Below are 21,197 nucleotides of genomic sequence, written 5' to 3' on the forward strand. Positions count from 1 at the left end.
GGCGGCCCCGGTCTAGGGGATGACCGGGACCGCCACGGATGGCCGGGCAGGGGAAGCCCGGCCGAACACCCTGGCCGCCGGCGCGGGTGGAGGCCTGCGGCCCGAGTGGAGCGCGGTCCGGAGCGGCCGGGCCGCGATCCGTGAGCAGTATTTATATATGCCGTCCGCTTGGCAAGACGCATGAAAACATTCATGCCTTATTCAAAGTGCGCGACGCGCGCCGTGAGGGCCGCGAACCGAGGCGGTGACCGAAGCGGGGGACTCAGTCCCGGAGGAAGAACTGGTGCTCGTCGGCGACCTGCTCGTAGTCCTCGAGCCGGGCCTGCGTGCGCTCCGGGTCGGCGTCCGTCATGGCCTGCAGCAGCGCCGCGCACATCACGCCGGGCGCCGCGTACGAGTCGAAGACCAGGCGGGAGCCGGTGCCGGTGGCGAAGGTGACGTCCGCCTCGTCCGCGAGCGGCCCCAGCGCCAGATCGGTGATCAGCGCGACCTTCAGCCCGGCGCTGCGCGCCACCCGGACCGCCGTCAGTGTCTCCTGGGCGTGCCGCGGCATGGAGAACGCCAGCACCCACGTCCCGCCCGCTTCCCGCGACTGCAGCAGCGCGTCGTAGGCCACGCTGCCGCCGAGCGTCACCAGCCGCACGTCCGGATGGATACGGCGGGCGGCGTACGCGAAGTACTCGGCCAGCGACACGGAGATGCGCAGGCCCAGCACGGTCAGCGGGGCGGATGCCGACAGGGCGCGGCCCACCTCGATGACGCGGTCGGTGTCGGCGAGGTCCCGGCGCAGGTTCTCCAGGTTCTCGATCTCGGCGTCGACCGCCGCCTGCAGTTCGTTGCCCCGGTGCTCCTCGGCCGGACCGGCGCCGCCGGACCGGGTGCCGAGGGTGATCGACTGGAGCCTCTCCCGCAGCGCCGGATAGCCGCTGAAACCGACCGCCGACGCGAACCGGGTCACCGAGGGCTGGCTCACCCCGACCCGGTCCGCGAGATCGGTGATCGACAGGAACGCCGCCTCGCTGATGTGCTCGATCAGGTACTGCGCGATGCGCCGCTGGCCGGGGGAGAGCCGGGGCCGGTCGAAGAGGGTGCGGAGCTGGGCCGTGGGGGACGGCTCCGTGTCCGGACCCGCCTTGGCCGAGGTGATCGCGGATGCCTGTGCGCGTGCCTGCTGCGGCGATGGCACCGGTGCGCCTCCCTTGTCTCCCACGAGGGTTCAACATAGCCCAACCCCGCGTACGACCAGCGCGGTCACCGAAGGGGACCGGCCACGAGGGCGCGGGCCGGCGGCGGTCTGCACGCCACCCGCTCCGGGGCGCGGGAAGGACAGCCCCCGACTCACGGGGGATATCCCCGCCCGCTCAGGGAACCCGGCGACTCAGCGCTGCACAGCGACACCGTGACACCACGCCACGACACCACGGCTGCACAGCGACATCGCAACCCCGGCAAGACGAGGAGCACCGCGGACATGACCGTCCCCGAGGAGAACCGGCCGAAGACGCACGACACCGACGAGACCCTCGAGTCGCGGCGCGAGGGTGACGCGCAGGCGCAGGGCGGCACCGGCCGGACCATGCGCGAGGCGCTGGAGGAGGCCGAGATCAAGCCCGACGACTACGAGGAGCGGTAGGGCCTGGCGTGCGGATCACGCCGCGGGCACGGGGACCGGCCGGTCCCCGGCCGCGCGGCCTGGTCCGAACGCCATGCCCGCCGCACCACCGCCCCCGTCCCGACGCGACCGAGTTTCGGCAGGTGACAGCATGAGCGCACTCAGCGCGCTGGAAACGGCACTGGAGAACCGATGGGAGGCCCTGTGGGCGCGGATGTCCGGGCGTGACCCGCTCGAACTCGTCGACGCCCTGCGGCGCGAGTGCGACAGCAACGCGGTGGTGTGCCGCGCGGGCCGCGTGATGGTCCCCAACGCCTACGACGTCGAACTGTCCGCCCCCGTGCACGAGGAGCTGACCCGGCGCGGCGACAGCGTGGGCCAGGTGCTCACCGACCGGCTGGCCCGGCACGCCGCCCGCAACGGCTACGAGTGGGCGGGTCCGCTCACCGTGCACGTCCGCCGCTCCGCCGAGGTGCCCAACGGCCGCTACCGCGTGGCCAGCACGGTGATGCGGCACGTGAGCGCGGTCGGTTTCCGGCGCGCCGCCCAGCCGGCGGACGGCTGAGTCACCCCCTCAGCGCCGGTAGAGCGTGATCGAGTGCCCCACCTGGTCGATCCGCCTGCTGCCGGCGATGAGTTCGGCCAGCCGTCCGGTCGCCTTGGCCGCCGCGGAGTCCGACACCACCAGCACCCCGTGCACCGCGTCGGCCGGTGCCAGGCGCGGATCGCGGGCGTCGATCCCGTAGTACGCGGGCACACCCGCCCCCTTGTAGACCAGCCAGATCCGCTCACCCCGGTACCGCTCGTCCAGCCGGTCGGCGAGCCGGCCGAGGTCCTGGCCCCAGTCCACGTTGGAGTCGTGGAGCCGGTACCGGGTCCGCTCCGGTCCGCCGAACGCCTCGTTGGAGTACGGCAGATAGAAGGGGTACGTCCGCAGCGAGCTGACGGCGACGAACGCCACCAGCGTGCCCGTCACCACCGGCGTCCACCTCCACCGCACCAGGACCACGCACCCGGCGGCCACCGCGAGGAACATCGGCAGGAACACGGCGTACCGCGTGCCGAAGTCCCGCGACCCGTACATGGCCGCGGCCAGCAGCACCGCGGGCGCCGCCAGTAGATACGGCGCCGCGGGCCGCAGCGGGCGCAGGACCGTCACCGTCACCGCGCCCGCCGCCCACAGCGCGAGCGCGCCCAGCGGTGTCTTCACCAGCAGCGCGGCCGGCAGGTAGTACCAGAGCGACCCCGTGTACAGCCTGCCGAAGAGGAAACCCTGCCAGGGCCGGTTCTCCAGGCCGAACTGCAGCCGCATGCCGTCCCGGAACGGCTCGGGCAGCGGCAGCAGCCGGACGGCGAGCCCGCGGAGTCCGCCGACCGTGGGGATGTGCTGCGGCGGCCCCCACCGCAGCCGGGGATCGACGGCCAGGTACGCCATCCACACGGCGGCGCACGCGGTCAGCGCGAACACCGCGGCCCCGGCGACCGCCCGTGTCGTCCGCCGCGATCCGGCGCACCACACCGACACGGCGGCGACCAGCACCAGCACCGGCAGCGCGGGCAGCACGCTCATCTTCGTGGCCAGCGCCGCCCCGAACGCCCCGCCGGCCAGCGGCACATACAGGCGCGGCCGCGACCGCGCCCGCCACAGCAGCCACGCCGAGGTCAGCACGAACCCGGCGGCCGGGACGTCCAGGGTGGCCAGTGAGCCGTGCGCGATCACGTCGGGGGAGAGGCAGTAGAGCGCGAGCGCGACCGACGCGCCCGCCCGGCCCGCCAGTTCCCGCGTGAACGCGAACACCACCAGACCGAACGCCAGCGTCAGCACGATCACCGGCAGGCGGGCCCAGAACATCACCCGCCACGGGTCGTTGCCCGACTCGTACAGCAGCCGCCGCCCCAACTCGGTCTGGTCGCCGTCGAATCCCGGTTCCAGACGCGGATCGGCGACCGCCACCCCGGCGGCGATCACCAGCTTGCCGAGCGGCGGATGCTCGGGGTTGAAGCGGAGGCTGTGCTCGTCCAGGTAGACCGCCGCCGTCCCCACGTACACGGGTTCGTCGATCGTCGGCGTCTGCCGCAGGGCGGCCGTCACCATCGCCACGGTCATCTGCCCGAGGAGCAGGACGACGAGAACGGGCACCCCCCACCGCCGCGCCCACACCGTCACCCGAGGCCTCATGCGCCCCACTTTGACACCGACGCACCCCCGGCGCGGGTCACCGTGCGGTTTCCGCCGAGCGCGGTGCCCGCGCGGCCAGTTGCTCCAGCGCCCCGCCGGTCAGCCGGCACACCGTCCACTCCTCCAGCAGCTCCGCGCCCAGCGACTCGTAGAAGGCGATCGCCGGTTCGTTCCAGTCCAGCACGACCCACTCGAACCGCTCGAAGCCGTTGTCCCGGCAGACCGCCGCCAGCGCGGCGAGCAGCGCCTTGCCGTGCCCGGCGCCCCGGGTGTGCGGGCGGACGTACAGGTCCTCCAGGTGCATGCCGCGCGTGCCGGTCCAGGTCGAGAAGCGCGGGAACCACAGCGCGAAGCCCGCGACGTCACCGGTGGCGTCGTCCTCGGCGACGAGAACGGAAGCGGCGGGGTGCTCGCCGAACAGCGCGGCGCGCAGCTGGTCCTGGGTGGCGCGGGCCTGCTCGGCGGCCTTCTCGTAGGCGGCGAGTTCGCGGATCATCGCGTGGATCTCGGGGACGTCGTGCACGGTGGCTGCTCTGATCATGAAGCTGAGCCTGCTGTGCGGGCCCCCTCCGCGTCCAGCCGGTTCCGCCGGGCGGACATGCGCGCGGTCGTCACGTCAGCTCCTCCACCGGCACCACCAGGTCCGCGCGGTCCCGGGTCGCCGCCACCAGCGCGGCGTTCCGCTCGTCGGAGCGCTCCACCCAGGCGACCGCCTCCTCGTGCGACTTGCCGAACCGCTCGTGACGGGCGACCAGCCGCCGCACCCGCCGCTCCTCGTCCGCCGCGCAGAACCACACCTCGTCCAGCAGCGGACGTACCCGTGCCCACGCCCCGGTGCCGAGCAGCAGGTAGTTGCCCTCCGTGACCACCAGGCGCGCGGCCGGGGGCACGGGCACCGCCCCGGCCAGCGGCTGCTCCAGCTCCCGCTCGAAGCCGGGGGCGTACACCACCTCGCCCGCCTCGGCCTCGTCACGCAGCCGCCGCAGCAGCGCCGCGTACCCGGCCGCGTCGAAGGTGTCGGGGGCGCCCTTGCGGTCCCGGCGGCCCAGCCGCTCCAGCTCCGCGTCGGCCAGGTGGAAGCCGTCCATGGGGACGTGCGCCACCCAGGGCTCCCCGGGGCCGTTCAGCTCGCGCACCAGGCGTTCGGCGAGCGTGGACTTGCCCGCGCCGGGGCTTCCGGCGATGCCGAGGATCGCGCGCCGCCCGTCCCGGGGGAGGGCGCGGGCGCGGCGGAAGAGGTCGTCGAAGGTCAGCGCCACACCGCAGAGTGTGTCACCCGGGAAGCCGCGCCCCGCCACCCGTGTGGCCCGCGCCACTCACTGTCCCGGCCCGCACGGGGAACGGTGACGGTATGACAGATCTGGGTCTGCCCGAAGACATCGAGGCGTGCCTCTTCGACCTCGACGGCGTCGTGACCAACACGGCCGTGGTGCATTCCGCCGCGTGGAAGGAGATGTTCGACGCCTTCCTGCGCGAGCGGGACGGCGAGGGCTTCGCGCCCTTCACCGCCGCCGACTACGACACCTACGTGGACGGCAGGCCGCGTGCCGACGGGGTGCGCACCTTCCTCCGGTCCCGGGGCATCGAGCTGCCCGAGGGCGGCCCTGACGACCCGCCGGCCGCGGCCACCGTGCACGGGCTGGGCAACCGCAAGAACGAGCTGCTGCTCACGAAGATCCGCACCGACGGCGTCGAGCCCTACGACAGCACCCTGCGCTATCTGCGCGCCGTCCGCGCGCACGGCCTGCGCACCGCGATCGTCTCCTCCAGCGCCAACTGCCGTGACGTGCTGCGTTCCATCGACGCCGAGGACCTCTTCGACGCGCGGATCGACGGAGTGGTCGCCGCCGAGCGGGGCCTGCCGGGGAAGCCCGCGCCCGACACCTTCCTCGCCGCCGCCCGCGAGCTGGGTGTTCGGCCCGCGCGGGCCGCGGTGTTCGAGGACGCGCTGGCCGGCATGGACGCCGGGCGCGCCGGACGGTTCGGCTACGTCGTCGGCGTGGACCGCGTCGGACAGGCCGACGCCCTGTACGCGCACGGCGCCGACCGGGTCGTCGGCGACCTGTCCGAGCTCGGGGGTGACGCGTGACCGCCCCGCGCCGCTGGTACGACATCGACCCCTGGACGGTGCGCGAACGCGGCCTGGACCTGGAGCGGCTGCCGCAGAGCGAGTCGGTGTTCGCGCTGTCCAACGGCCACGTCGGCTGGCGCGGCAACCTCGACGAGGGCGAACCGCACGGCCTGCCCGGCTCCTACCTCAACGGCGTCCACGAACGGCACCCGCTGCCTTACGCCGAGGCCGGCTACGGCTACCCCGAGTCCGGGCAGACCGTCATCGACGTCACCAACGGCAAGGTGATCCGGCTCCTCGTCGACGACGAGCCGTTCGATCTGCGCCACGGGCGGCTCGTCCACCACGAACGCACCCTCGACCTGCGCCGCGGCGTCCTGGAACGGGTCTGCGAGTGGACCTCGCCGGCCGGTTCCACCGTCCGGGTGCGCTCCACCCGGCTGGTGTCCCTCACCCAGCGGGCCGTCGCCGCCGTCGCGTACGAGGTGGAGCCCGTCGAGAGCCGCACCCGGGTGGTGGTGCAGTCCGAACTCGTCGCCAACGAGTCCCTGCCCGGATCCGACGGCGACCCGCGCGCCGCGAGCGCGCTGCGCTCCCCGCTGGAGCACGAGGAGGACTTCGCCCAGGGCGGCCGGCTGCGGCTGGTGCACCGCACCCGGCGCAGCGGCCTGCGGGTCGCCGTCGCCGCCGACCACGTCGTCGACGGGCCCGGACGGACCGTCACCGCCTGCGAGAGCGACGTCGACACGGCCCGGCTGACGGTCACCTCCGTCCTGGAGCCGGGCGAGCGGCTGCGGGTGGAGAAGTTCGTCGCCCACGGCTGGTCCGGCGCCCGCTCCCGGCCCGCGATGAGCGACCAGGTGGAGGCGGCGCTGGCGGCCGCCGCGCACAGCGGCTGGCAGGGCCTCCTCGACGAACAGCGCGACTACCTGGACGCGTTCTGGAGCCGCGCCGACGTGGAGGTCGACGGCGACGAGGAGATCCAGCAGGCCGTGCGCTTCGCCCTCTTCCACGTCCTTCAGGCGGGCGCCCGCGCCGAGCGGCGCGCGATACCCGCCAAGGGCCTCACCGGCTCCGGCTACGACGGGCACGCCTTCTGGGACACCGAGGTGTTCGTGCTGCCCCTGCTGATCTGCACGGTGCCGCAGGCCGCCGCCGAGGCGCTGCGCTGGCGGCAGAGCATCCTGCCCGCCGCCCGGGAGCGGGCCGCCCAGCTCGGCCTGCGCGGCGCCGCGTTCCCCTGGCGCACCATCGAGGGCCCGGAGGGCTCCGCGTACTGGCCGGCCGGCACCGCCGCCTTCCATGTGAACGCGGGCATCGCCGACGCCGTGGTGCGGTACGTCCAGGCCACCGGCGACGAGCGCTTCGAGCGCGACACGGGCGTGGAACTGCTGGTGGAGACCGCCCGGCTGTGGCGTTCCCTTGGCCACCACGACGACCGGGGGGTCTTCCACATCGACGGGGTCACAGGTCCGGACGAGTACAGCGCCGTCGCCGACGACAACACGTACACCAACCTCATGGCCCGGGCGAACCTGCTGGCCGCCGCCGACGTGTGCAAGCGTCACCCCGACCGGGCGGCCGCCCTGGACGTCGACGAGGAGGAGAGCGCGGGCTGGCGGGACGCCGCCGAGGCGGTGCACCTGCCGTACGACGACGCACTCGGCGTGCACGAGCAGCACGCGGGGTTCACCCGCCACCAGCGGTGGGACTTCGCCTCCACCCGCGCCGACCAGTACCCGCTGATGCTGAACTTCCCGTACTTCGACCTGTACCGCAAACAGGTGATCAAACAGGCCGATCTGGTGCTCGCGATGCACACCCGCGCCGACTGGTTCGAGGAGTGCCACGACGAGGAGCAGATCGCCCGCAACTTCGCCTACTACGAGCCGCTGACCGTCCGCGACTCCTCCCTCTCCGCCTGCGTCCAGGCCGTGATGGCCGCCCGCACCGGACACCTCGAGCTGGCGTACGCGTACACCGCCGAGGCCGCGCTGATGGACCTCGCGGACCTGGAGCACAACACCCGCGACGGACTCCACATCGCCTCCCTGGCCGGGGCGTGGACCGCGCTGGTCGCCGGATTCGGCGGCATGCGCTGGGACGACGACGGCCTCCGTTTCGCCCCCCGGCTGCCGCCCGGACTGCGCCGGATCGCCTTCACCCTGGGCCACCGCGACCGGTGCCTGCACGTGGAGATCACCGCCGGCCGCACCACGTACCGGCTGCGCTCAGGACCCCCGCTGACCCTCCGTCACCACGGCAAGGAGCTGACCGTCGGCGTGGGAGCCCCGGCGGAGGGGCCGGTGCCGGTGCCCGCCCCCCGGCGGTCGCCCGAACAGCCCCCGCACCGCCGCCCCCGCCCGCGGTGACGGGGGGCTCGGGCGAGTTTCGGCCGTGTACCGCCTGCGCCGCCGACCGGTCCGGGTTAGCTTTGGCCATGATTCCCCCGGATCCGTCTTGCTCAAGACGCGGGTCCCCTGTGGCCCTTGGGGGACGGCACTCCAGACCGGCGGCAGCGAAGGACGGACGATGACCCACGGCGCCGGCGCCCCGCCGACCGTCACCCGGCGGGACGAGGAACGCTCACGGCCGGCCGGCCCCAGGACCGCCCACGACGCGTGGCCGCTCGCGGTGCTCGCCGGCGTCTTCACCCTGGCCCAGCTGGCCCTCGTCCGGCCTACCCTGGGCCTGGGCTGGGACGAGATCGTCTACACCAGCCAGGTCACCACCCACCACCCGGCCGCCTTCTTCAGCGCCCCCCGCTCCCGGGGCGTCTCCCTGCTGGTCGCGCCCGTCGCGTCCTGGTCCGACTCCACCGTGCTGCTGCGGATCTACCTCGCGCTGCTCTCCGGACTGGGCCTGTACCTCGGCCTGCGCGCCTGGCGCGGCCTGTTCCCCACCCGCGTCCTGGTCACCGCCGGCGCCTTCTTCGCCTCCCTCTGGGTGACCCTCTTCTACGGTCCCCAGGCGATGCCCAACTACTGGGTGGCCGTCGGCGCGCTGATCGCCGTGGGGGCGTTCGTGCGTCACCGCCAGGACCCCTCCTCCACGGGCACGCTGTGGGCCGTCGCCGCGGGGGCCGCGCTGATGGCGTGGATGCGGCCCACCGACGCCGCGTGGGTCTCGATCCCGCTGCTCGTCCTCGCGGCGGTGTGGCGGCGCCCCCGCCTGCCGGCGGCCGTCGTGGGCGGGCTGCTGGCCGGCGGGGTGCCGTGGGTGATCGAGGCGTACGCGTCGTTCGGCGGCCTCTCCGAGCGGCTGGCCGAGGCGTCCCGCATCCAGGGCGGACTCGGCCTGCACATGGCCGTCGACGACCAGCTCCGCAGCCTGGGCGGACGCGCCCTGTGCCGCCCCTGCACCGGCGAGATGCCCCACCCGGTGATCACCCTGTGGTGGTTCGTGCTGCCGCTGCTCGCCGTGCTCGGCCTCGTCGTCGCCGTACGCGCCGGCCGCGCCCTGCGCACCGCCGTGCCGCTGGCCTGCGCCGCCACCGCCGCGCTGCCGTACCTGTTCACCATCGCCTACGCGGCGCCGCGCTTCCTCCAGCCCGCCTACGCGCTGCTCGCCCTCCCCGTCGCCGACGCCCTGTGGCACCTGGTCACGGCGGGGCGCGGGCGGTGGCGGCCGGCCCTGCGAGGCGTGGTCGCCGTGGGGCTCGCGGGCCACCTGGCGGTGCAGCTGACCGTGCTGGTGCACACCGTGGACCGCTCCGCCGCCGGCCGCCAGGACTGGGCCCGCACCGCCGAAGGGCTGCACCGGCTCGGCGTCAGCCCGCCCTGCCTGATCACCGGCCACGAGTCGATCCCCATCGGCTACTACACGGGCTGCTCCTCCGGAGCGACCGCGGGGAACAACGAGAACATGACGGCCGAGGACATCCGGCGCACCGCCGAACGCCTCCCGGTCGCCGAGATCACCCGCGTCGGCGGCAGGCCCAACGCCTACGCGCGGACCTGGCCCGTCCACCGGGTCGAGGACTACGAGATCCGCGTCGCGCCCGCCCCGGACACGCCACGGGAGTGAGATCCGGGGCTTTTCCCGCAGGTGGGGCGGCTCACGGGGTTAGAGACCGTCTGACGGGAAACGCGGATCGGACATCCGAGACGGCACGAGCCGACGCAGCGCGACAGGGAGGACGCCATGGGCTCCGAACCGATGGGGGACGACGTCTACCAGCCCACCGGGACCAACGAGCAGCAGGAGGATGGCGCCCCGCTCGACATGCAGGACGCCCTCGACGAGCGGGACTACGACGACATGCTCGACGAGGGCTACTCACCGCCGGAGAAGGCGGTGGGCGTCACCAAGCACGGCGTCACGGCCGCCGAGCAGCACGACGGGGAGACCCTGGACCAACGGCTGGCCCAGGAGGTGCCGGACGCCTCCGCGGCGGCCGGCGACGGGGTCGGCGACCTGCCGGGCGGCGAGGGCGAGCCGGTCGACCCGGAGGCGGGCGCCGCCCGCGCGGGACGCCTGGTCGCGCCGGACGAGGGCGCGCACGAGGACACCACCAAGGAGTCCGTCGCCGACGATGTCGGCATCGACGGCGGCGCGGCGGGCGCGGAGGAGGCCGCCATGCACGTCGTGGAGGACGAGACGGAACTGCCCGACGACCGCTCCTAGGCGGCCGCGAGGACCCGCACGACGCCGTCGGGCCCGGTGCACGCGCTGTGCACCGGGCCCGACGGCGTCCCGCTGCCGAGGGAGCGGGGACCGGGCCGTGCGGTGACCTACGGAAGGATCTTCTCCATCGCGGAGGGACCCTCCTCGGCCAGCTTCCGCCTGGCCCACTCGAGGTTCTGCGGGGTGAGGTCCTTGCCGCTGGCGAGAACCAGGTCTTCCGGCGACACCTCGTTGCCGGTGCGGGTGTGGAGCAGGCTGTCCGGGGTGGCGCGGTCCTCGCTCTGCCGGGACGCGTCGGGCTGGGACGTCGACATCTTCGGGCTCCTCGGGTCCGGATCGCTGGTACGGCCCGGCGCCGGGCGCCGGGTCCCGTACTCAGCCTTCACCGCGAAGGCCCGCCGTGCATCCGGAGCGCCCTGGCGCCCGTGGTGGAGCGCCCGGGGCCCTCCGGGTGCGGGGGCCTCCCCGTGCATGCCGGGGTACCGTGCCCCGCCCCGGGGAAACCTGCTCCCCGCGCTCACTCGAAGGGCGTGAGCGTCAGCCGCAGGGCGGTGGGCGCCGTGTCCTGGATGTACGAGGCGAAGTCCGCCACGTCGTCGAAGGCGAACCCGTACGCCTTGCCGTCCTCGGTGGCCGCGTGCATGGCCTTGGAGTAGTGGTTGGTCAGCTCGGTCAGGTAGAACCGCGCGGGGTCGGCGGTCGGCTGCTCGGGGTGGCTGAGCAGCGTCGAGCGGTTGAAGCCGGCGCCCAGGACCGCGGCGACCGGGCCCGTGGTGCCGTCGTTGGGCGCCGCCAGGGCGCCGTCGCAGAACAGCACGTCCCGGGTGGACGGCTTGTCGAACGCGACCTGTGCGGGCCCGTCGAAGGTGAACCGGTCCCCGCGCACCCGCCCCGTGAAGGTGCCGGCGTTGGTGGTGACCTTCAGGTCCCGGCCGGTGTAGGTGCTCCACACCTCGTCGATGTACGGGGCGAGGTAGTCCTCGGCGAACAGCCCGGCGTCCAGGCCGTGGCCGGGCGCGATGATCCGGGTGTCGTCCACCACCAGCCGGGAGAAGCCCTCGGTCTCCTTGACGGCGGCGAACGCGGCCGCGCGGCCCCCCGGGCGGACCGTGCCCGTGGTCCGGTCGTCGGCGCCGGTGAGGCGGATGCTCAGCGGCACGCTGAACATGTCGACCATGGTGGTGTTGCAGAACAGACCGGCGGAGTTGTAGGTGAACTCCGCACAGTCGTGCAGCACGCCGAAGTTGGGGTCCGAGGAGACCCACCCGGCCGGGTACTGCAGCGCGGCCGCGCCGTTGCCGTCCGTGACGGCCTTGAACTTCAGCTTCTCGCCGAGCGCGACGTAGATCCGGCCGGACATGTGCGGCAGTGACAGCGTTGTCTCGTTGCCGGAGAGGCTGATCGCGTAGTCGGTGAAGCCGTCCGCGCCGTTGTCGGCCAGGTCGATCGGGGCGAGCGTGCCGTCGGGGGTGAGCCGGACCTGGCGGCCGTCGGCGTTGCCCACGACGTACACGTGCACGGAGGCGTTGTCGAAGGAACCGTTGTTGTTGACGATCGTCAGCGGCAGGGAGGCGGCCGCCTTGGTGCCGGAGCCTCCCGCACCGGACTGGCCGGCGAGGGCGTGGGGGGCGAGCGCCGCGGCCGCGGGCAGCGCCACGGCGGCTCCGCCGAGGGTGAGGAGCAGCTTGCGGCGGCCGAGGGTGCGCTGGTGCCGAGGAGTCATGTGGGGGGTCTCCAGAGTGCTCGTGCGGGTTGCGTCGGGGCGCACCGGCCGACCGGCACGGCAGGCGAGTGAGAGCGCTCTCAGGCCGTGCGTCGGGACCGGTGCGCGGCACCGATGGTAGGGACCGGGGGACGCGCCCGCCAACGGGTCCGACTTGTCCCCAACCCCCTTTGACCTGCGCTTACTTGACTGAACGGCACAGCGCGCACGATCGCTTAACCGGTCCTTAAGGATCGTTTAAGCCGCCCACGCGGAGCGGACACGCAGCGCACCGGCCGTACTCCGCAGGGTGTCGGGCGCGGGCCGCTCATGCTCCGGGGAAGGGGACCTCAGCGCGTTCCGCTGTGCAGCAGCGTCTCCGCCGTGGCGAGGATCCGGGTGACCGTGAAGGCGAACCTCGCGTCGCACGGGTGCGGTTCCCCGGAGGCGGCCGCGGTGATCAGCGCGTCCGCGGCCCGGCCGAGCGCCGGGACGACGTCGCCCCGGGCCTCCGGCAGCGCGGTCACCCCGGACGCGCCCCGCAGCTCCACCATGGCGCCCGCCGCGGCCGGAGGAGCGGTCAGACTCAGGGTCGTACTGCTCGACGCCCCACCCGCGTGGTCCAGGACGAGATGCACGGTGTCGCCGGGCCCGTACGCCGCCGCCGTCACGCGGCGCGGCTCGCCCAGCACCGGCAGCAGCACGGACAGGGCGTGCGGGCCGACGTCCCACAGGGCGCCCTTCTCCCGCCGCCAGGGCGAGGCGGCGAAGGGGTTGGCCTCGGAGGTGAACACCGCGCCGAGCCACTGCGCCCGCCCGGTGAACCAGCCGCCCAGGCGCGCCTGTTCCTCGATCCACGTCTGCGGCTCAGGCTGGAAGCGGGTGGTGAAGAAGACCACGGAGGCCACGCCCGCCGCGTCGACGGCCTCCACGAGCGCGCGCCCCTGCGCGACCGTCGTCGCGAGCGGCTTGTCGAGCAGCAGATGGCGGCCCGCCCGCGCGGCTCGCACCGCCAGCTCCGCCTGCACGGCCGGCGGCAGCGCCACGGCGACCGCGTCCACGTCGGCGAGCAGCGCGTCGACGTCCTCGTACGCGCGGACGCCGTGCACCGCGGCCAGCGCCCCGGCCGCCTCGGGCCTGCGGCCCCACACGCCGACGAAGTCCAGGCCGGGGTGTTCACCCAGCGCGGGGGCGTGCGCCGCCCGCGCCCAGGGTCCGGTGCCCAGCAGTCCGATCCGCATGCCGCCGCCTCTCCCCGGGCCGCCGTCCGCCGCCGGGCCCTTGTCCGCGCCGCGCCCCGCCGGCGCGCGCCAGGCCTGCACGATGATCCCCGCGGGAACGCCGTGTCAACCGCCGGCCGGCCGCGCTGCCTCAGCCCTCCCGCGGGCTGATGTTGACCATCCACGGAACGCCGAAACGGTCCGTGCACATCCCGAAGACGTCGCCCCACATCTGCCGTTCCAGCGGCACGGACACCTGACCTCCGTCGGACAGCTTGTCCCAAAAGCCGCGCAGCGTGTCCTCCTCCTCGCCGCTGAGGCTCACGGCGAAGTTGTTGCCAGAGGTGTGCTCCATGCCGGGAGGCCCGTCCGAGCCCATGAGCGTGAAGCCGTCGGGGGTGGTGAGCATGCCGTGCATGATCTTGTCGGCGTACTCCTTCCCGGCGCCGCCGATCTCCCCGAAGGTGTGCAGGCTCAGCTCCCCGCCGAAGACCTCCTTGTAGTACTCCATCGCCTGCCGGGCGTTCCCGTCGAAGTTGAGGTACGGGTTGAGGAGCGGAGCCATCGAAACCTCCTGCTAGGGGGCAAAGGGGCGGTTTCGCGCAGCGTAACGCCGGGGGCGGAGGGGCGCGCGGCGAACAGGGCCGGGGCGGGCGGGGGTGATTCAGCGACCGGGCCGATGAATCCGTTCGGATTTCTCTGTTGGATTTCCGGGCACCCGGCGACGAGGCTGGTATGCGCTTTCCACGATCGCCAGCACGACAGCCGGAAGGGGCTCCGCGCACATGCACACGCGTCGTATCGGTGAGGTCGAGGTGTCCGCGATCGGACTGGGCGGGATGCCCATGTCGATCGAGGGGCGGCCCGACGAGTCCCGTTCGCTGGCCACCCTGCACGCCGCCCTGGACGCGGGCGTCACCCTGATCGACACCGCGGACGCCTACCACCGGGACGCCGGGGAGGTGGGGCACAACGAGAGCCTGATCGCCAAGGCGCTCTCCACCCACGAGCGGGGCGGCGACGTCCTGGTCGCCACCAAGGGCGGGCATCTGCGCCCCGGCGACGGCAGCTGGACCCTCGACGGGCGCCCGGAGTACCTGAAGCGGGCCTGCGAGGCGTCCCTGCGCCGGCTGGGCGTGGAGGCGATCGGCCTCTACCAGTTCCACCGGCCCGACCCCCGCGTCCCGTACGCGGAGTCCGTCGGCGCCCTCCGTGACCTGCTCGACGAGGGGAAGATCCGCATGGCGGGCGTCTCCAACGCCGACCCCGAGCAGATCCGTCAGGCCCAGGAGATCCTCGGCGGGCGTCTCGTCTCCGTGCAGAACCAGTTCTCGCCCGCCTTCCGCTCCAGCGAGCCGGAGCTGGAGCTGTGCGACGAACTGGGTGTCGCCTTCCTGCCCTGGAGCCCGTTCGGCGGCATCTCCAGGGCCGGTGAACTCGGCTCCGCCTACGCGCCGTTCGCGCGCGTGGCGCAGGCGCACGGGGTGAGCGCGCACCAGGTGTGCCTCGCCTGGATGCTCGCCAAGTCGCCGGTCGTCGTGCCGATCCCGGGCGCGAGCCGTCCCGAGTCGGTCCAGGACTCCGTGCGCGCCGCCGACCTCGAACTGAGCGCCGAGGAGATCGCGGAGCTCGACGCGGCCTGAGCGGCCGTTCCCGCGCCCGGCGACCCACGAGGGGCGCCGGGCGCCGTTCGCGCGCCGCGATCCGCCCGGGCGGCGCTTCACAGGGGGAGGACCACCGCCCATGGCATCGCCGCAGACGAGACCGCTCGACCACCGCTACCGGGGCGAGCATCCGGTGCGCACGCTCGGCTACCTGTTCCGCGCGGACCGCGGCCGCCTGGCCGCGGCCGTCGTCGTCTTCACCGTCAAGCACAGCCCCGTCTGGCTGCTGCCGCTGATCACCGCGTCGATCATCGACACCGTCGTCCAGCACCAGCCGGTCTCCCGGCTGTGGACCAGCACCGGCGTCATCATGTTCATCCTGCTGGTCAACTACCCGCTGCACGTGCTGTACGTCCGTCTCCTCTACGGCAGCGTCCGCCGCATGGGCACCGCCCTGCGCTCCGCGCTGTGCACGCGCATGCAGCAGCTCTCCATCGGCTACCACTCCCGGGTCAGCGCGGGCGTGCTCCAGGCCAAGGTGGTCCGCGACGTCGAGACCGTCGAGCAGATGGTGCAGCAGACCGCGGAGACCGGGCTCGGCGCGCTCACCGTGCTGGCCGGCGGACTGGTCATCATCGGTGTGCGCACCCCCGAGTTCCTGCCCGTCTTCCTCGTCGTGGTACCCGCCGCGGCCCTGCTCGTCGCCCGGCTGAGGGCGCGGCTGCGCACCCACAACGAGCACTTCCGGCACGAGGTGGAGACCCTGTCGTCCCGCGTCACCGAGATGACCCGGCTGATCCCCGTGACCCGCGCCCACGGCCTGGAGGGCAAGGCGCTGCGCCGTATGCACGGCACCCTCGACCGGCTGCTCACCTCCGGGATGCGCCTCGACCTGGTCAACGGGCGGTTCGGCTCGCTGGCCTGGGTGGTCCTCAACGTGGTCGGCGTGACGGTGCTGGCCGGGGCCGCCCTCGTCTCGTACTACGACGTCTGGGGCGTCACCGCAGGCGACGTCGTGATGCTCAGCGCCTTCCTGACCACCCTCACCAACTCCACCACCACGCTGGCCGGTCTGGCCCCGGTCATCACCAAGGGGCTGGAGTCCGTGCGCTCGGTCGGCGAGGTGCTGCAGGCGCCGGAGCTGGAGGACAACGAGGGCAAGGCCGAACTCACCGCGCTGCGCGGCGCGGTGACCTTCGAGGGCGTCGGGCACGCCTACGACGGCGACGACCGCCCCGCCGTACGGGACTTCACCCTCGACGTCGCGCCGGGCGAGACCGTCGCCCTGGTCGGCGCGTCCGGGGCGGGCAAGTCCACGGTGCTCAACCTCGTCATCGGGTTCATCCGTCCCACCTCCGGCCGGCTGCTGGTCGACGGCGCCGACATGAACACCCTGGACCTGCGCACCTACCGGCGCTTCCTGTCCGTGGTGCCCCAGGAGTCGATCCTGTTCGACGGCACCGTGCGGGAGAACGTCGCCTACGGCATGGACGACGCGGACGAGAAGACGGTGCGGGCCGCGCTGCGCGACGCCAACGCGCTGGAGTTCGTCGAGCGGCTGCCGCAGGGCCTGGACACCCTCGTCGGGGAGCGCGGGGCGCGGCTGTCGGGCGGTCAGCGCCAGCGGCTGGCCATCGCCCGCGCCCTGATACGGGACCCCAAGGTGCTGGTGCTGGACGAGGCGACGTCGGCGCTGGACACCCGCTCGGAGGCGCTGGTGCAGGAGGCGCTCGCCCGGCTGCTGCGCGGGCGCACCACGTTCGTCGTGGCGCACCGGCTGTCCACGGTGCGCGGGGCCGACCGGATCGTGGTGATGGCCGACGGGGCGGTCCAGGAGGTCGGCACGCACGAGGAACTGCTGCGGCGGGGCGGTGCGTACACGGCGCTGCACAGCGGCCAGGTGGCCTGAACGGGCGCCGCGTGAACGGCCGTCCGCCCCGGCGGTCCGGTCGCAGAGCGAATGTTTTCGGTCATTTTCGATCAGCGGAGCGTGGGAAGTGCGTGGTTTCGTCTTTTTCGGGCAGGCGCACCGAAAACACGAGAGGGGCGCTACGTGCTCGTACCGGATCCGAAGACCGTCAGGCAGCTGCTGACGCGGTATGCGACGCTGCGGATCGCGCAGGCGGAACGGCAGACACCGGCGGTGGCCGGGGAACTGGAGGAGGTCACCCGCAGGCTCTGCGTGACGATGGGCACGGCCGGCATCCACGACGCCGTCGCGCGCGCCGACGACCTGCTCGCCCGGGCCCGGACGGACCGTGGCCGGTCATCCGAGGCGGACGGGGAGAGCGGCCTGCCGCTGGCCGTCTGAGCGCCCGCCCGTGAACGACCTGCGATAGGCGTACGGAGTCGTGCCCACCACCTTGCGGAACCGCTCGCGGAACGCCGTGGGGGAGCCGAACCCCGCCTGCTGCGCGATCCGTTCGACCGTGTGGTCGCTGTTCTCCAGCAGGTACTGGGCGCGCCGCACCCGGGCCCGCAGCAGCCACTGCAGCGGCGTGGTGCCGGTCTGCTCGCGGAAGCGTCGGCTGAAGGTGCGCTCGCTCATCCCGGCCCGCGCCGCCATCGCGGCGAGCGTCACCTCGTGCGCCAGGTTGTCCTCGATCCACTCCAGCAGCGGTTCCAGGTCCGAGCCGCGCGGCACCGGCGGATGCTCGTGCACGATGAACTGGGCCTGCCCGCCCTCGCGTTCCAGCGGCATCACCGACATCCGCGCGGCGTTCGCCGCCACCGCCGACCCGAAGTCACGGCGGATCATGTGCAGGCACAGGTCCAGCGCGGCGGCGGCGCCGGCCGAGGTGAGGATGTGCCCGTTGTCCACGTAGAGGACGTCCGGCTCCACCTCCACCAGCGGGTACGCGTGCGCGAACTCCTCGGCGGCCACCCAGTGCGTGGTGGCGCGCAGCCCGTCCAGCAGGCCCGCCTCCGCCAGCACGAAGGCGCCCACGCACACCGACGCGATCCGGGTGCCCGCCGCGGCCGCCTCCCGCAGCGCCGCGAGCACCGCGGGGGAGGGCGGCGGGGAGTTCGGGGCACGCCCCGGCACGATCACCGTATCGGCGTCCGCCAGTGCCTCGAGACCACGGTCCACGCGCAGCGCGAAGCCGCCGTCCGCGGCCACCTCCGGCCGCTCGGCGCAGAGCCGGACGCGGTACGGATGCCGCCCGTCGGGCAGCCGGGTGAAGTCGAACACCTGCATGGGGGCCGCCATGTCGAACGGCACCACACCGTCCAGGACGAGGATCGCCACGGAGTGCATGAACGCCACCCTAGACGGCTTCCCGCCACCCGATCCCACCAGGTCCGGAGTGCGGCATGCCTGCTCACGACGGTTGGCGGGAATCCGTGGGGAACTGTCGATCCAGCCGCTGTCCGGCCGCCGCGACGGCTCCTAGCGTGAACCCGGCATCCCGCCGATCACGCCGATCACACCGATCACGCCGTTCACGCCGTTCACGTCAAGGAAAGAGCCCCGGTGACCAAGCTGCTCCTGTCCCTCCACGTCCTGGCCGCCATCGTCGCCGTCGGTCCGGTGACCGTCGCCGCCAGCATGTTCCCGCCGGCCGCCCGCCGCGCCGCCCCGGCGGACGGGACGGACCCCGGCCCGCACGCGGCCGGCACCGTGGAGCTGCTCCACCGGATCTGCCGCGTCTACGCGGGACTCGGCGTGCTCGTGCCGGTGCTGGGCCTGGCCACCGGCCTCGCGATGGGCGTTCTCGGCGACGCCTGGCTCATCACCTCGGTCTTCCTGACCGCGGTGGCCGCCGGTACGCTCATCGCTTTCGTGCTCCCCCGTCAGGACGAACTCGTCGCGCAGGTGAACGGGCGGCGGCCCGTCGATCACCGCAGCACCGTCCAACTCGCCATGTTCACCGGCGTGTTCAACCTGCTCTGGGCGACCGTCACCGTGCTGATGATCGTCCGGCCCGGCTCCACGACGGGCGCCTGACGCCCGGAACGCCCACTTCACCCCCGTTGGCCGCATACACTCGGCAGTCGCGGCCCCGCACCGGGGACGCCGAGCAGAAAGGCACGTTGTCGGGTGTTCCAGGATTCCCCCATCTACGACCGACTCATCGCGGAGTGCGGCGACGTGCCCGCACAGGTCCGCCGCGAGGCCGAACGCGTGAACAGGGAACTGGAGTCGGTCATGCGGCCCCTGCAGTCGCCCGGCTACGGCTCCGGCCTCGACCGGCCGCAGCAGGCCCCCGGCAACGGCTGGCAGCGCGCCGCCCTGCTGCCAGGTCCCCGGCCGCACTGACCCGCGCGCCCCTCCTGGCCGGCACGCCGGCGCGGTGGCCGGGGCTCACCGCGCCGTGGTGATCGTGGAGGCCGGCTCGGCGGGCTCCTCGGGGACGGGCCGGGACAGCCACTCCGCGATGGTCCGCGCGATCGGCTGTTCCGTCTCCACCTCGACGAACCCGAACTGCCCCGACTGGTTGCACTCCAGGAACCACCAGGTCCCGTCCGCGTCCTCGGCGAAGTCGAAGGCCCCGTACGCCAGTTGCGCCCGGCGCATGTAGTCGAGCACGGCGTCCGCGGTGCGCGGCGCAACCTCCGCGGGCTCCCACGGCGGGCCGGGCGCGGCGAACCGCACGTCCACCACCTGCGGGTCGGCGTCCGGCGCCGTCGCCTTGCGCGCCGCCAGCAGCACGTCGCCCACCACGGTGAGCCGGATGTCCGCCCGCTTGGCGATCCGCCGCTGCAGCAGCGTCGGCCCGTAGGCCACCGCCGAGAAGTCCGTGTCCGGCGCCACCCTGCTGGTCGGCACGGCCCGCGGCGGATCCTGCGGATGCGCCCCCGACACCGGCTTGACCACCAGATCCGGGAACCGCTCCGCGAACTCCCGCGCCGCGCGCGGGAACGTCGTGATCACCGTCGCCGGCACGGGCAGCCCGCAGCGCTGGGCCAGGCGCAGCTGCCACGGCTTGTGGCGGGCCTGCCGTGCGGCGTCCGGGTGGTTCATCCACCGCGCGTCGCAGCCGCGCAGCATGCCGTAGAGGGCCTGCGACGCCTCCTCCGTCAGCCAGGCGGACGGCTGCGGCGCGCGCCCGGCCGGCAGGCCGGGGCGGCGCACCCACACCGACCGCAGCCCGCCGATGCTCACCAGCCGTCCGCCGGCGGACAGATGGCCGCGGAACCGGCCGTGGACGTACTCGCCGGACAGCGAGACGCCTTCGGTGAGGTCGGCGGGGTCGAGTCGGACCACCGGCACCCCTGCGCCGTTGAGATGGACCACCACCATGTCGGCGGTCACATCCTCCTCGCAGGTGAGGATCAGCACGGTCATGGTCTACGGTCCGCGTTCAGTCGTCGAAGTGGGTCTTGGAGCCCGCGGTGGACGTGGTCGTCCCCACCTCGCGCAACAGGGCGTGGTCGCAGGCCGCGATCCGCCCGTCACCGAGGACGTTCAACTGCAGTCCGGAGTCATACGCATACGGAGTGGCAACGGCCAACTCCACCGCCGGACGGGCGTAGTTGAGCGCGAACGGTTGCATCGTCTCTCCCTCGTCGGTGCTGCGCCGATCAGGCAACGGCCTTCTGTGCGCCGCCGCTTGGTCCGCCGACTTGCGTTGGCTTCCAGAGACTTATACGAATCGAACGGGTGGTTGGTTTCCTCACGGAGCGTAATCATCGGCGGGTTGTCGGCCCGGCCGCCTTCCGGGCACTCCGGACGCCCCCGCGCCGAGGGAGCCACGCATGGTGCGCAGAGCGAGCAGCAGGACGCCGATGTCGTCCAGGTACACCGGATCGGGCAACAGATCGGCCGGAAACACCAGATAGAGCACCGCGCCCCAGAACACCCAGCGGGGACCGGTGGGCAGCCCCGCCCGCCGCAACTCCCGCCGTGTGCGGACCAGACGCACCAGCACGGCCACGGCGCCGGCCAGCACCAGGGCGGCGAGAACCGCGACACCCCACACCACGGTCGTTGTGTCCAAGGTCACTGCCCTCCTTTCCGGTGACCGCGAGCCGCGGACCCGTCCCGCGACACAGTCCTCGAGGAGACGGATTCCCCCTCCGGGCCCCGGTATGGCGGCGGGGACCGGCCACGCGCGCACGCGACCGCTGCCCCGCGAACACCACCCGAAACACGGAATCGTCGCAGGTCATCCCTGCGGCTCAGTCAAGTGGCAGCACGCGGTGGGGGAGCCTAGTAATGGTCATCAGTCGTCCCCTGGA

The 21,197-nt window shown here is 73.4% G+C and carries 23 protein-coding genes; 11 read left to right on the top strand and 12 right to left on the bottom strand.

All coding sequences use genetic code 11. The annotated features are described in order from the left end of the window. Positions 1–262: 262 nt before the first annotated feature. Positions 263–1,186, bottom strand: coding sequence for a MurR/RpiR family transcriptional regulator (locus tag ACP7TJ_RS30680; protein ID WP_167741548.1), 924 nt, complete (start codon positions 1,184–1,186; stop codon positions 263–265). Between the two features lie 285 nt (positions 1,187–1,471). Here ACP7TJ_RS30680 and ACP7TJ_RS30685 point away from each other — a divergent pair, with 285 nt between their 5' ends. Both ACP7TJ_RS30685 and ACP7TJ_RS30690 read left to right on the top strand, forming a co-directional pair. After that, positions 1,472–1,633 carry a hypothetical protein gene (locus ACP7TJ_RS30685; protein ID WP_167338208.1) on the top strand — a complete coding sequence of 54 codons (162 nt, stop codon included), beginning with the start codon at positions 1,472–1,474 and terminating at the stop codon, positions 1,631–1,633. A 130-nt stretch (positions 1,634–1,763) separates the two neighbouring features. Then, the gene (locus ACP7TJ_RS30690) at positions 1,764–2,177 is read left to right on the top strand and encodes a DUF3662 domain-containing protein (protein WP_093769082.1); all 414 of its coding nucleotides are present in this window, start codon (positions 1,764–1,766) and stop codon (positions 2,175–2,177) included. Positions 2,178–2,186: 9 nt separating this feature from the next. On the opposite strand, the gene ACP7TJ_RS30695 is transcribed toward ACP7TJ_RS30690, so the two are convergent. The 3 genes from ACP7TJ_RS30695 to ACP7TJ_RS30705 all read right to left on the bottom strand — a co-directional run bounded on the left by ACP7TJ_RS30695 (position 2,187) and on the right by ACP7TJ_RS30705 (position 5,050). Further along, a complete protein-coding gene (locus ACP7TJ_RS30695) occupies positions 2,187–3,791 on the bottom strand; it encodes an ArnT family glycosyltransferase (protein ID WP_427766871.1) in 1,605 nt (534 codons plus the stop codon). Positions 3,792–3,828: 37 nt separating this feature from the next. Next, complete coding sequence (locus ACP7TJ_RS30700; RefSeq protein ID WP_093769080.1) at positions 3,829–4,332, bottom strand: GNAT family N-acetyltransferase; 504 nt, start codon at positions 4,330–4,332, stop codon at positions 3,829–3,831. Between the two features lie 70 nt (positions 4,333–4,402). Then, the gene (locus ACP7TJ_RS30705; RefSeq protein WP_367448591.1) at positions 4,403–5,050 is read right to left on the bottom strand and encodes a nucleoside/nucleotide kinase family protein; all 648 of its coding nucleotides are present in this window, start codon (positions 5,048–5,050) and stop codon (positions 4,403–4,405) included. Positions 5,051–5,142: 92 nt separating this feature from the next. Between ACP7TJ_RS30705 and ACP7TJ_RS30710 the strand changes: the two genes are divergently transcribed. The 4 genes from ACP7TJ_RS30710 to ACP7TJ_RS30725 all read left to right on the top strand — a co-directional run bounded on the left by ACP7TJ_RS30710 (position 5,143) and on the right by ACP7TJ_RS30725 (position 10,488). Next, a complete protein-coding gene (locus ACP7TJ_RS30710) occupies positions 5,143–5,880 on the top strand; it encodes an HAD family hydrolase (RefSeq protein WP_189911305.1) in 738 nt (245 codons plus the stop codon). Further along, positions 5,877–8,234: a glycoside hydrolase family 65 protein gene (locus ACP7TJ_RS30715; protein WP_427766876.1), complete on the top strand. Its 2,358-nt coding sequence runs from the start codon at positions 5,877–5,879 to the stop codon at positions 8,232–8,234. Before ACP7TJ_RS30710 ends, ACP7TJ_RS30715 begins: the two co-directional genes overlap by 4 nt. Before the next feature lie 160 nt (positions 8,235–8,394). Next, positions 8,395–9,888, top strand: coding sequence for a hypothetical protein (locus ACP7TJ_RS30720; RefSeq protein ID WP_093769076.1), 1,494 nt, complete (start codon positions 8,395–8,397; stop codon positions 9,886–9,888). Between the two features lie 117 nt (positions 9,889–10,005). Continuing rightward, a complete protein-coding gene (locus ACP7TJ_RS30725) occupies positions 10,006–10,488 on the top strand; it encodes a DUF5709 domain-containing protein (RefSeq protein ID WP_167741554.1) in 483 nt (160 codons plus the stop codon). A gap of 107 nt (positions 10,489–10,595) precedes the next feature. Here ACP7TJ_RS30725 and ACP7TJ_RS30730 read toward each other — a convergent pair whose 3' ends face one another. The 4 genes from ACP7TJ_RS30730 to ACP7TJ_RS30745 all read right to left on the bottom strand — a co-directional run bounded on the left by ACP7TJ_RS30730 (position 10,596) and on the right by ACP7TJ_RS30745 (position 13,975). Next, entirely contained in the window at positions 10,596–10,802 is a 207-nt protein-coding gene (locus ACP7TJ_RS30730; RefSeq protein ID WP_093769074.1) for a hypothetical protein, read from the bottom strand. A gap of 203 nt (positions 10,803–11,005) precedes the next feature. After that, on the bottom strand, positions 11,006–12,211 hold the full coding sequence (locus ACP7TJ_RS30735) for a glycoside hydrolase family 64 protein (protein ID WP_093769073.1): 1,206 nt from the start codon (positions 12,209–12,211) through the stop codon (positions 11,006–11,008). 329 nt (positions 12,212–12,540) lie between these two features. After that, positions 12,541–13,431, bottom strand: coding sequence for a Gfo/Idh/MocA family protein (locus tag ACP7TJ_RS30740; RefSeq protein ID WP_387622162.1), 891 nt, complete (start codon positions 13,429–13,431; stop codon positions 12,541–12,543). Between the two features lie 130 nt (positions 13,432–13,561). Next, positions 13,562–13,975 carry a VOC family protein gene (locus ACP7TJ_RS30745; RefSeq protein WP_093769071.1) on the bottom strand — a complete coding sequence of 138 codons (414 nt, stop codon included), beginning with the start codon at positions 13,973–13,975 and terminating at the stop codon, positions 13,562–13,564. Between the two features lie 220 nt (positions 13,976–14,195). Between ACP7TJ_RS30745 and ACP7TJ_RS30750 the strand changes: the two genes are divergently transcribed. The 3 genes from ACP7TJ_RS30750 to ACP7TJ_RS30760 all read left to right on the top strand — a co-directional run bounded on the left by ACP7TJ_RS30750 (position 14,196) and on the right by ACP7TJ_RS30760 (position 17,325). Continuing rightward, positions 14,196–15,053, top strand: a complete 858-nt coding sequence (locus tag ACP7TJ_RS30750; protein WP_427766883.1) for an aldo/keto reductase — start codon at positions 14,196–14,198, stop codon at positions 15,051–15,053. A 100-nt stretch (positions 15,054–15,153) separates the two neighbouring features. Then, positions 15,154–16,923: an ABC transporter ATP-binding protein gene (locus ACP7TJ_RS30755; protein ID WP_427766886.1), complete on the top strand. Its 1,770-nt coding sequence runs from the start codon at positions 15,154–15,156 to the stop codon at positions 16,921–16,923. A gap of 144 nt (positions 16,924–17,067) precedes the next feature. Beyond that, positions 17,068–17,325, top strand: coding sequence for a DUF5133 domain-containing protein (locus ACP7TJ_RS30760; RefSeq protein ID WP_189911310.1), 258 nt, complete (start codon positions 17,068–17,070; stop codon positions 17,323–17,325). On the opposite strand, the gene ACP7TJ_RS30765 is transcribed toward ACP7TJ_RS30760, so the two are convergent. Further along, positions 17,281–18,273 carry a GlxA family transcriptional regulator gene (locus ACP7TJ_RS30765; RefSeq protein ID WP_266551086.1) on the bottom strand — a complete coding sequence of 331 codons (993 nt, stop codon included), beginning with the start codon at positions 18,271–18,273 and terminating at the stop codon, positions 17,281–17,283. The genes ACP7TJ_RS30760 and ACP7TJ_RS30765 overlap by 45 nt on opposite strands. Positions 18,274–18,489: 216 nt before the next feature. Here ACP7TJ_RS30765 and ACP7TJ_RS30770 point away from each other — a divergent pair, with 216 nt between their 5' ends. Next, the gene (locus tag ACP7TJ_RS30770; RefSeq protein WP_367494520.1) at positions 18,490–18,963 is read left to right on the top strand and encodes a hypothetical protein; all 474 of its coding nucleotides are present in this window, start codon (positions 18,490–18,492) and stop codon (positions 18,961–18,963) included. Between the two features lie 93 nt (positions 18,964–19,056). Continuing rightward, positions 19,057–19,275 carry a hypothetical protein gene (locus tag ACP7TJ_RS30775; RefSeq protein WP_093544496.1) on the top strand — a complete coding sequence of 73 codons (219 nt, stop codon included), beginning with the start codon at positions 19,057–19,059 and terminating at the stop codon, positions 19,273–19,275. Positions 19,276–19,320: 45 nt separating this feature from the next. Here the strand turns inward: ACP7TJ_RS30775 and tgmB are convergent, their stop codons facing one another. The 3 genes from tgmB to ACP7TJ_RS30790 all read right to left on the bottom strand — a co-directional run bounded on the left by tgmB (position 19,321) and on the right by ACP7TJ_RS30790 (position 20,956). Next, a complete protein-coding gene (tgmB, locus tag ACP7TJ_RS30780) occupies positions 19,321–20,304 on the bottom strand; it encodes an ATP-grasp ribosomal peptide maturase (RefSeq protein WP_093769066.1) in 984 nt (327 codons plus the stop codon). A 16-nt stretch (positions 20,305–20,320) separates the two neighbouring features. Further along, a complete protein-coding gene (tgmA, locus tag ACP7TJ_RS30785) occupies positions 20,321–20,512 on the bottom strand; it encodes a putative ATP-grasp-modified RiPP (RefSeq protein ID WP_004935783.1) in 192 nt (63 codons plus the stop codon). 120 nt (positions 20,513–20,632) lie between these two features. Beyond that, positions 20,633–20,956, bottom strand: coding sequence for a YkvA family protein (locus ACP7TJ_RS30790; RefSeq protein WP_093769216.1), 324 nt, complete (start codon positions 20,954–20,956; stop codon positions 20,633–20,635). Positions 20,957–21,197 lie beyond the last annotated feature (241 nt).

It is taken from the genome of Streptomyces sp. DSM 41931 (assembly GCF_050271085.1).
Classification (GTDB): Bacteria; Actinomycetota; Actinomycetes; order Streptomycetales; family Streptomycetaceae; genus Streptomyces; species Streptomyces albogriseolus.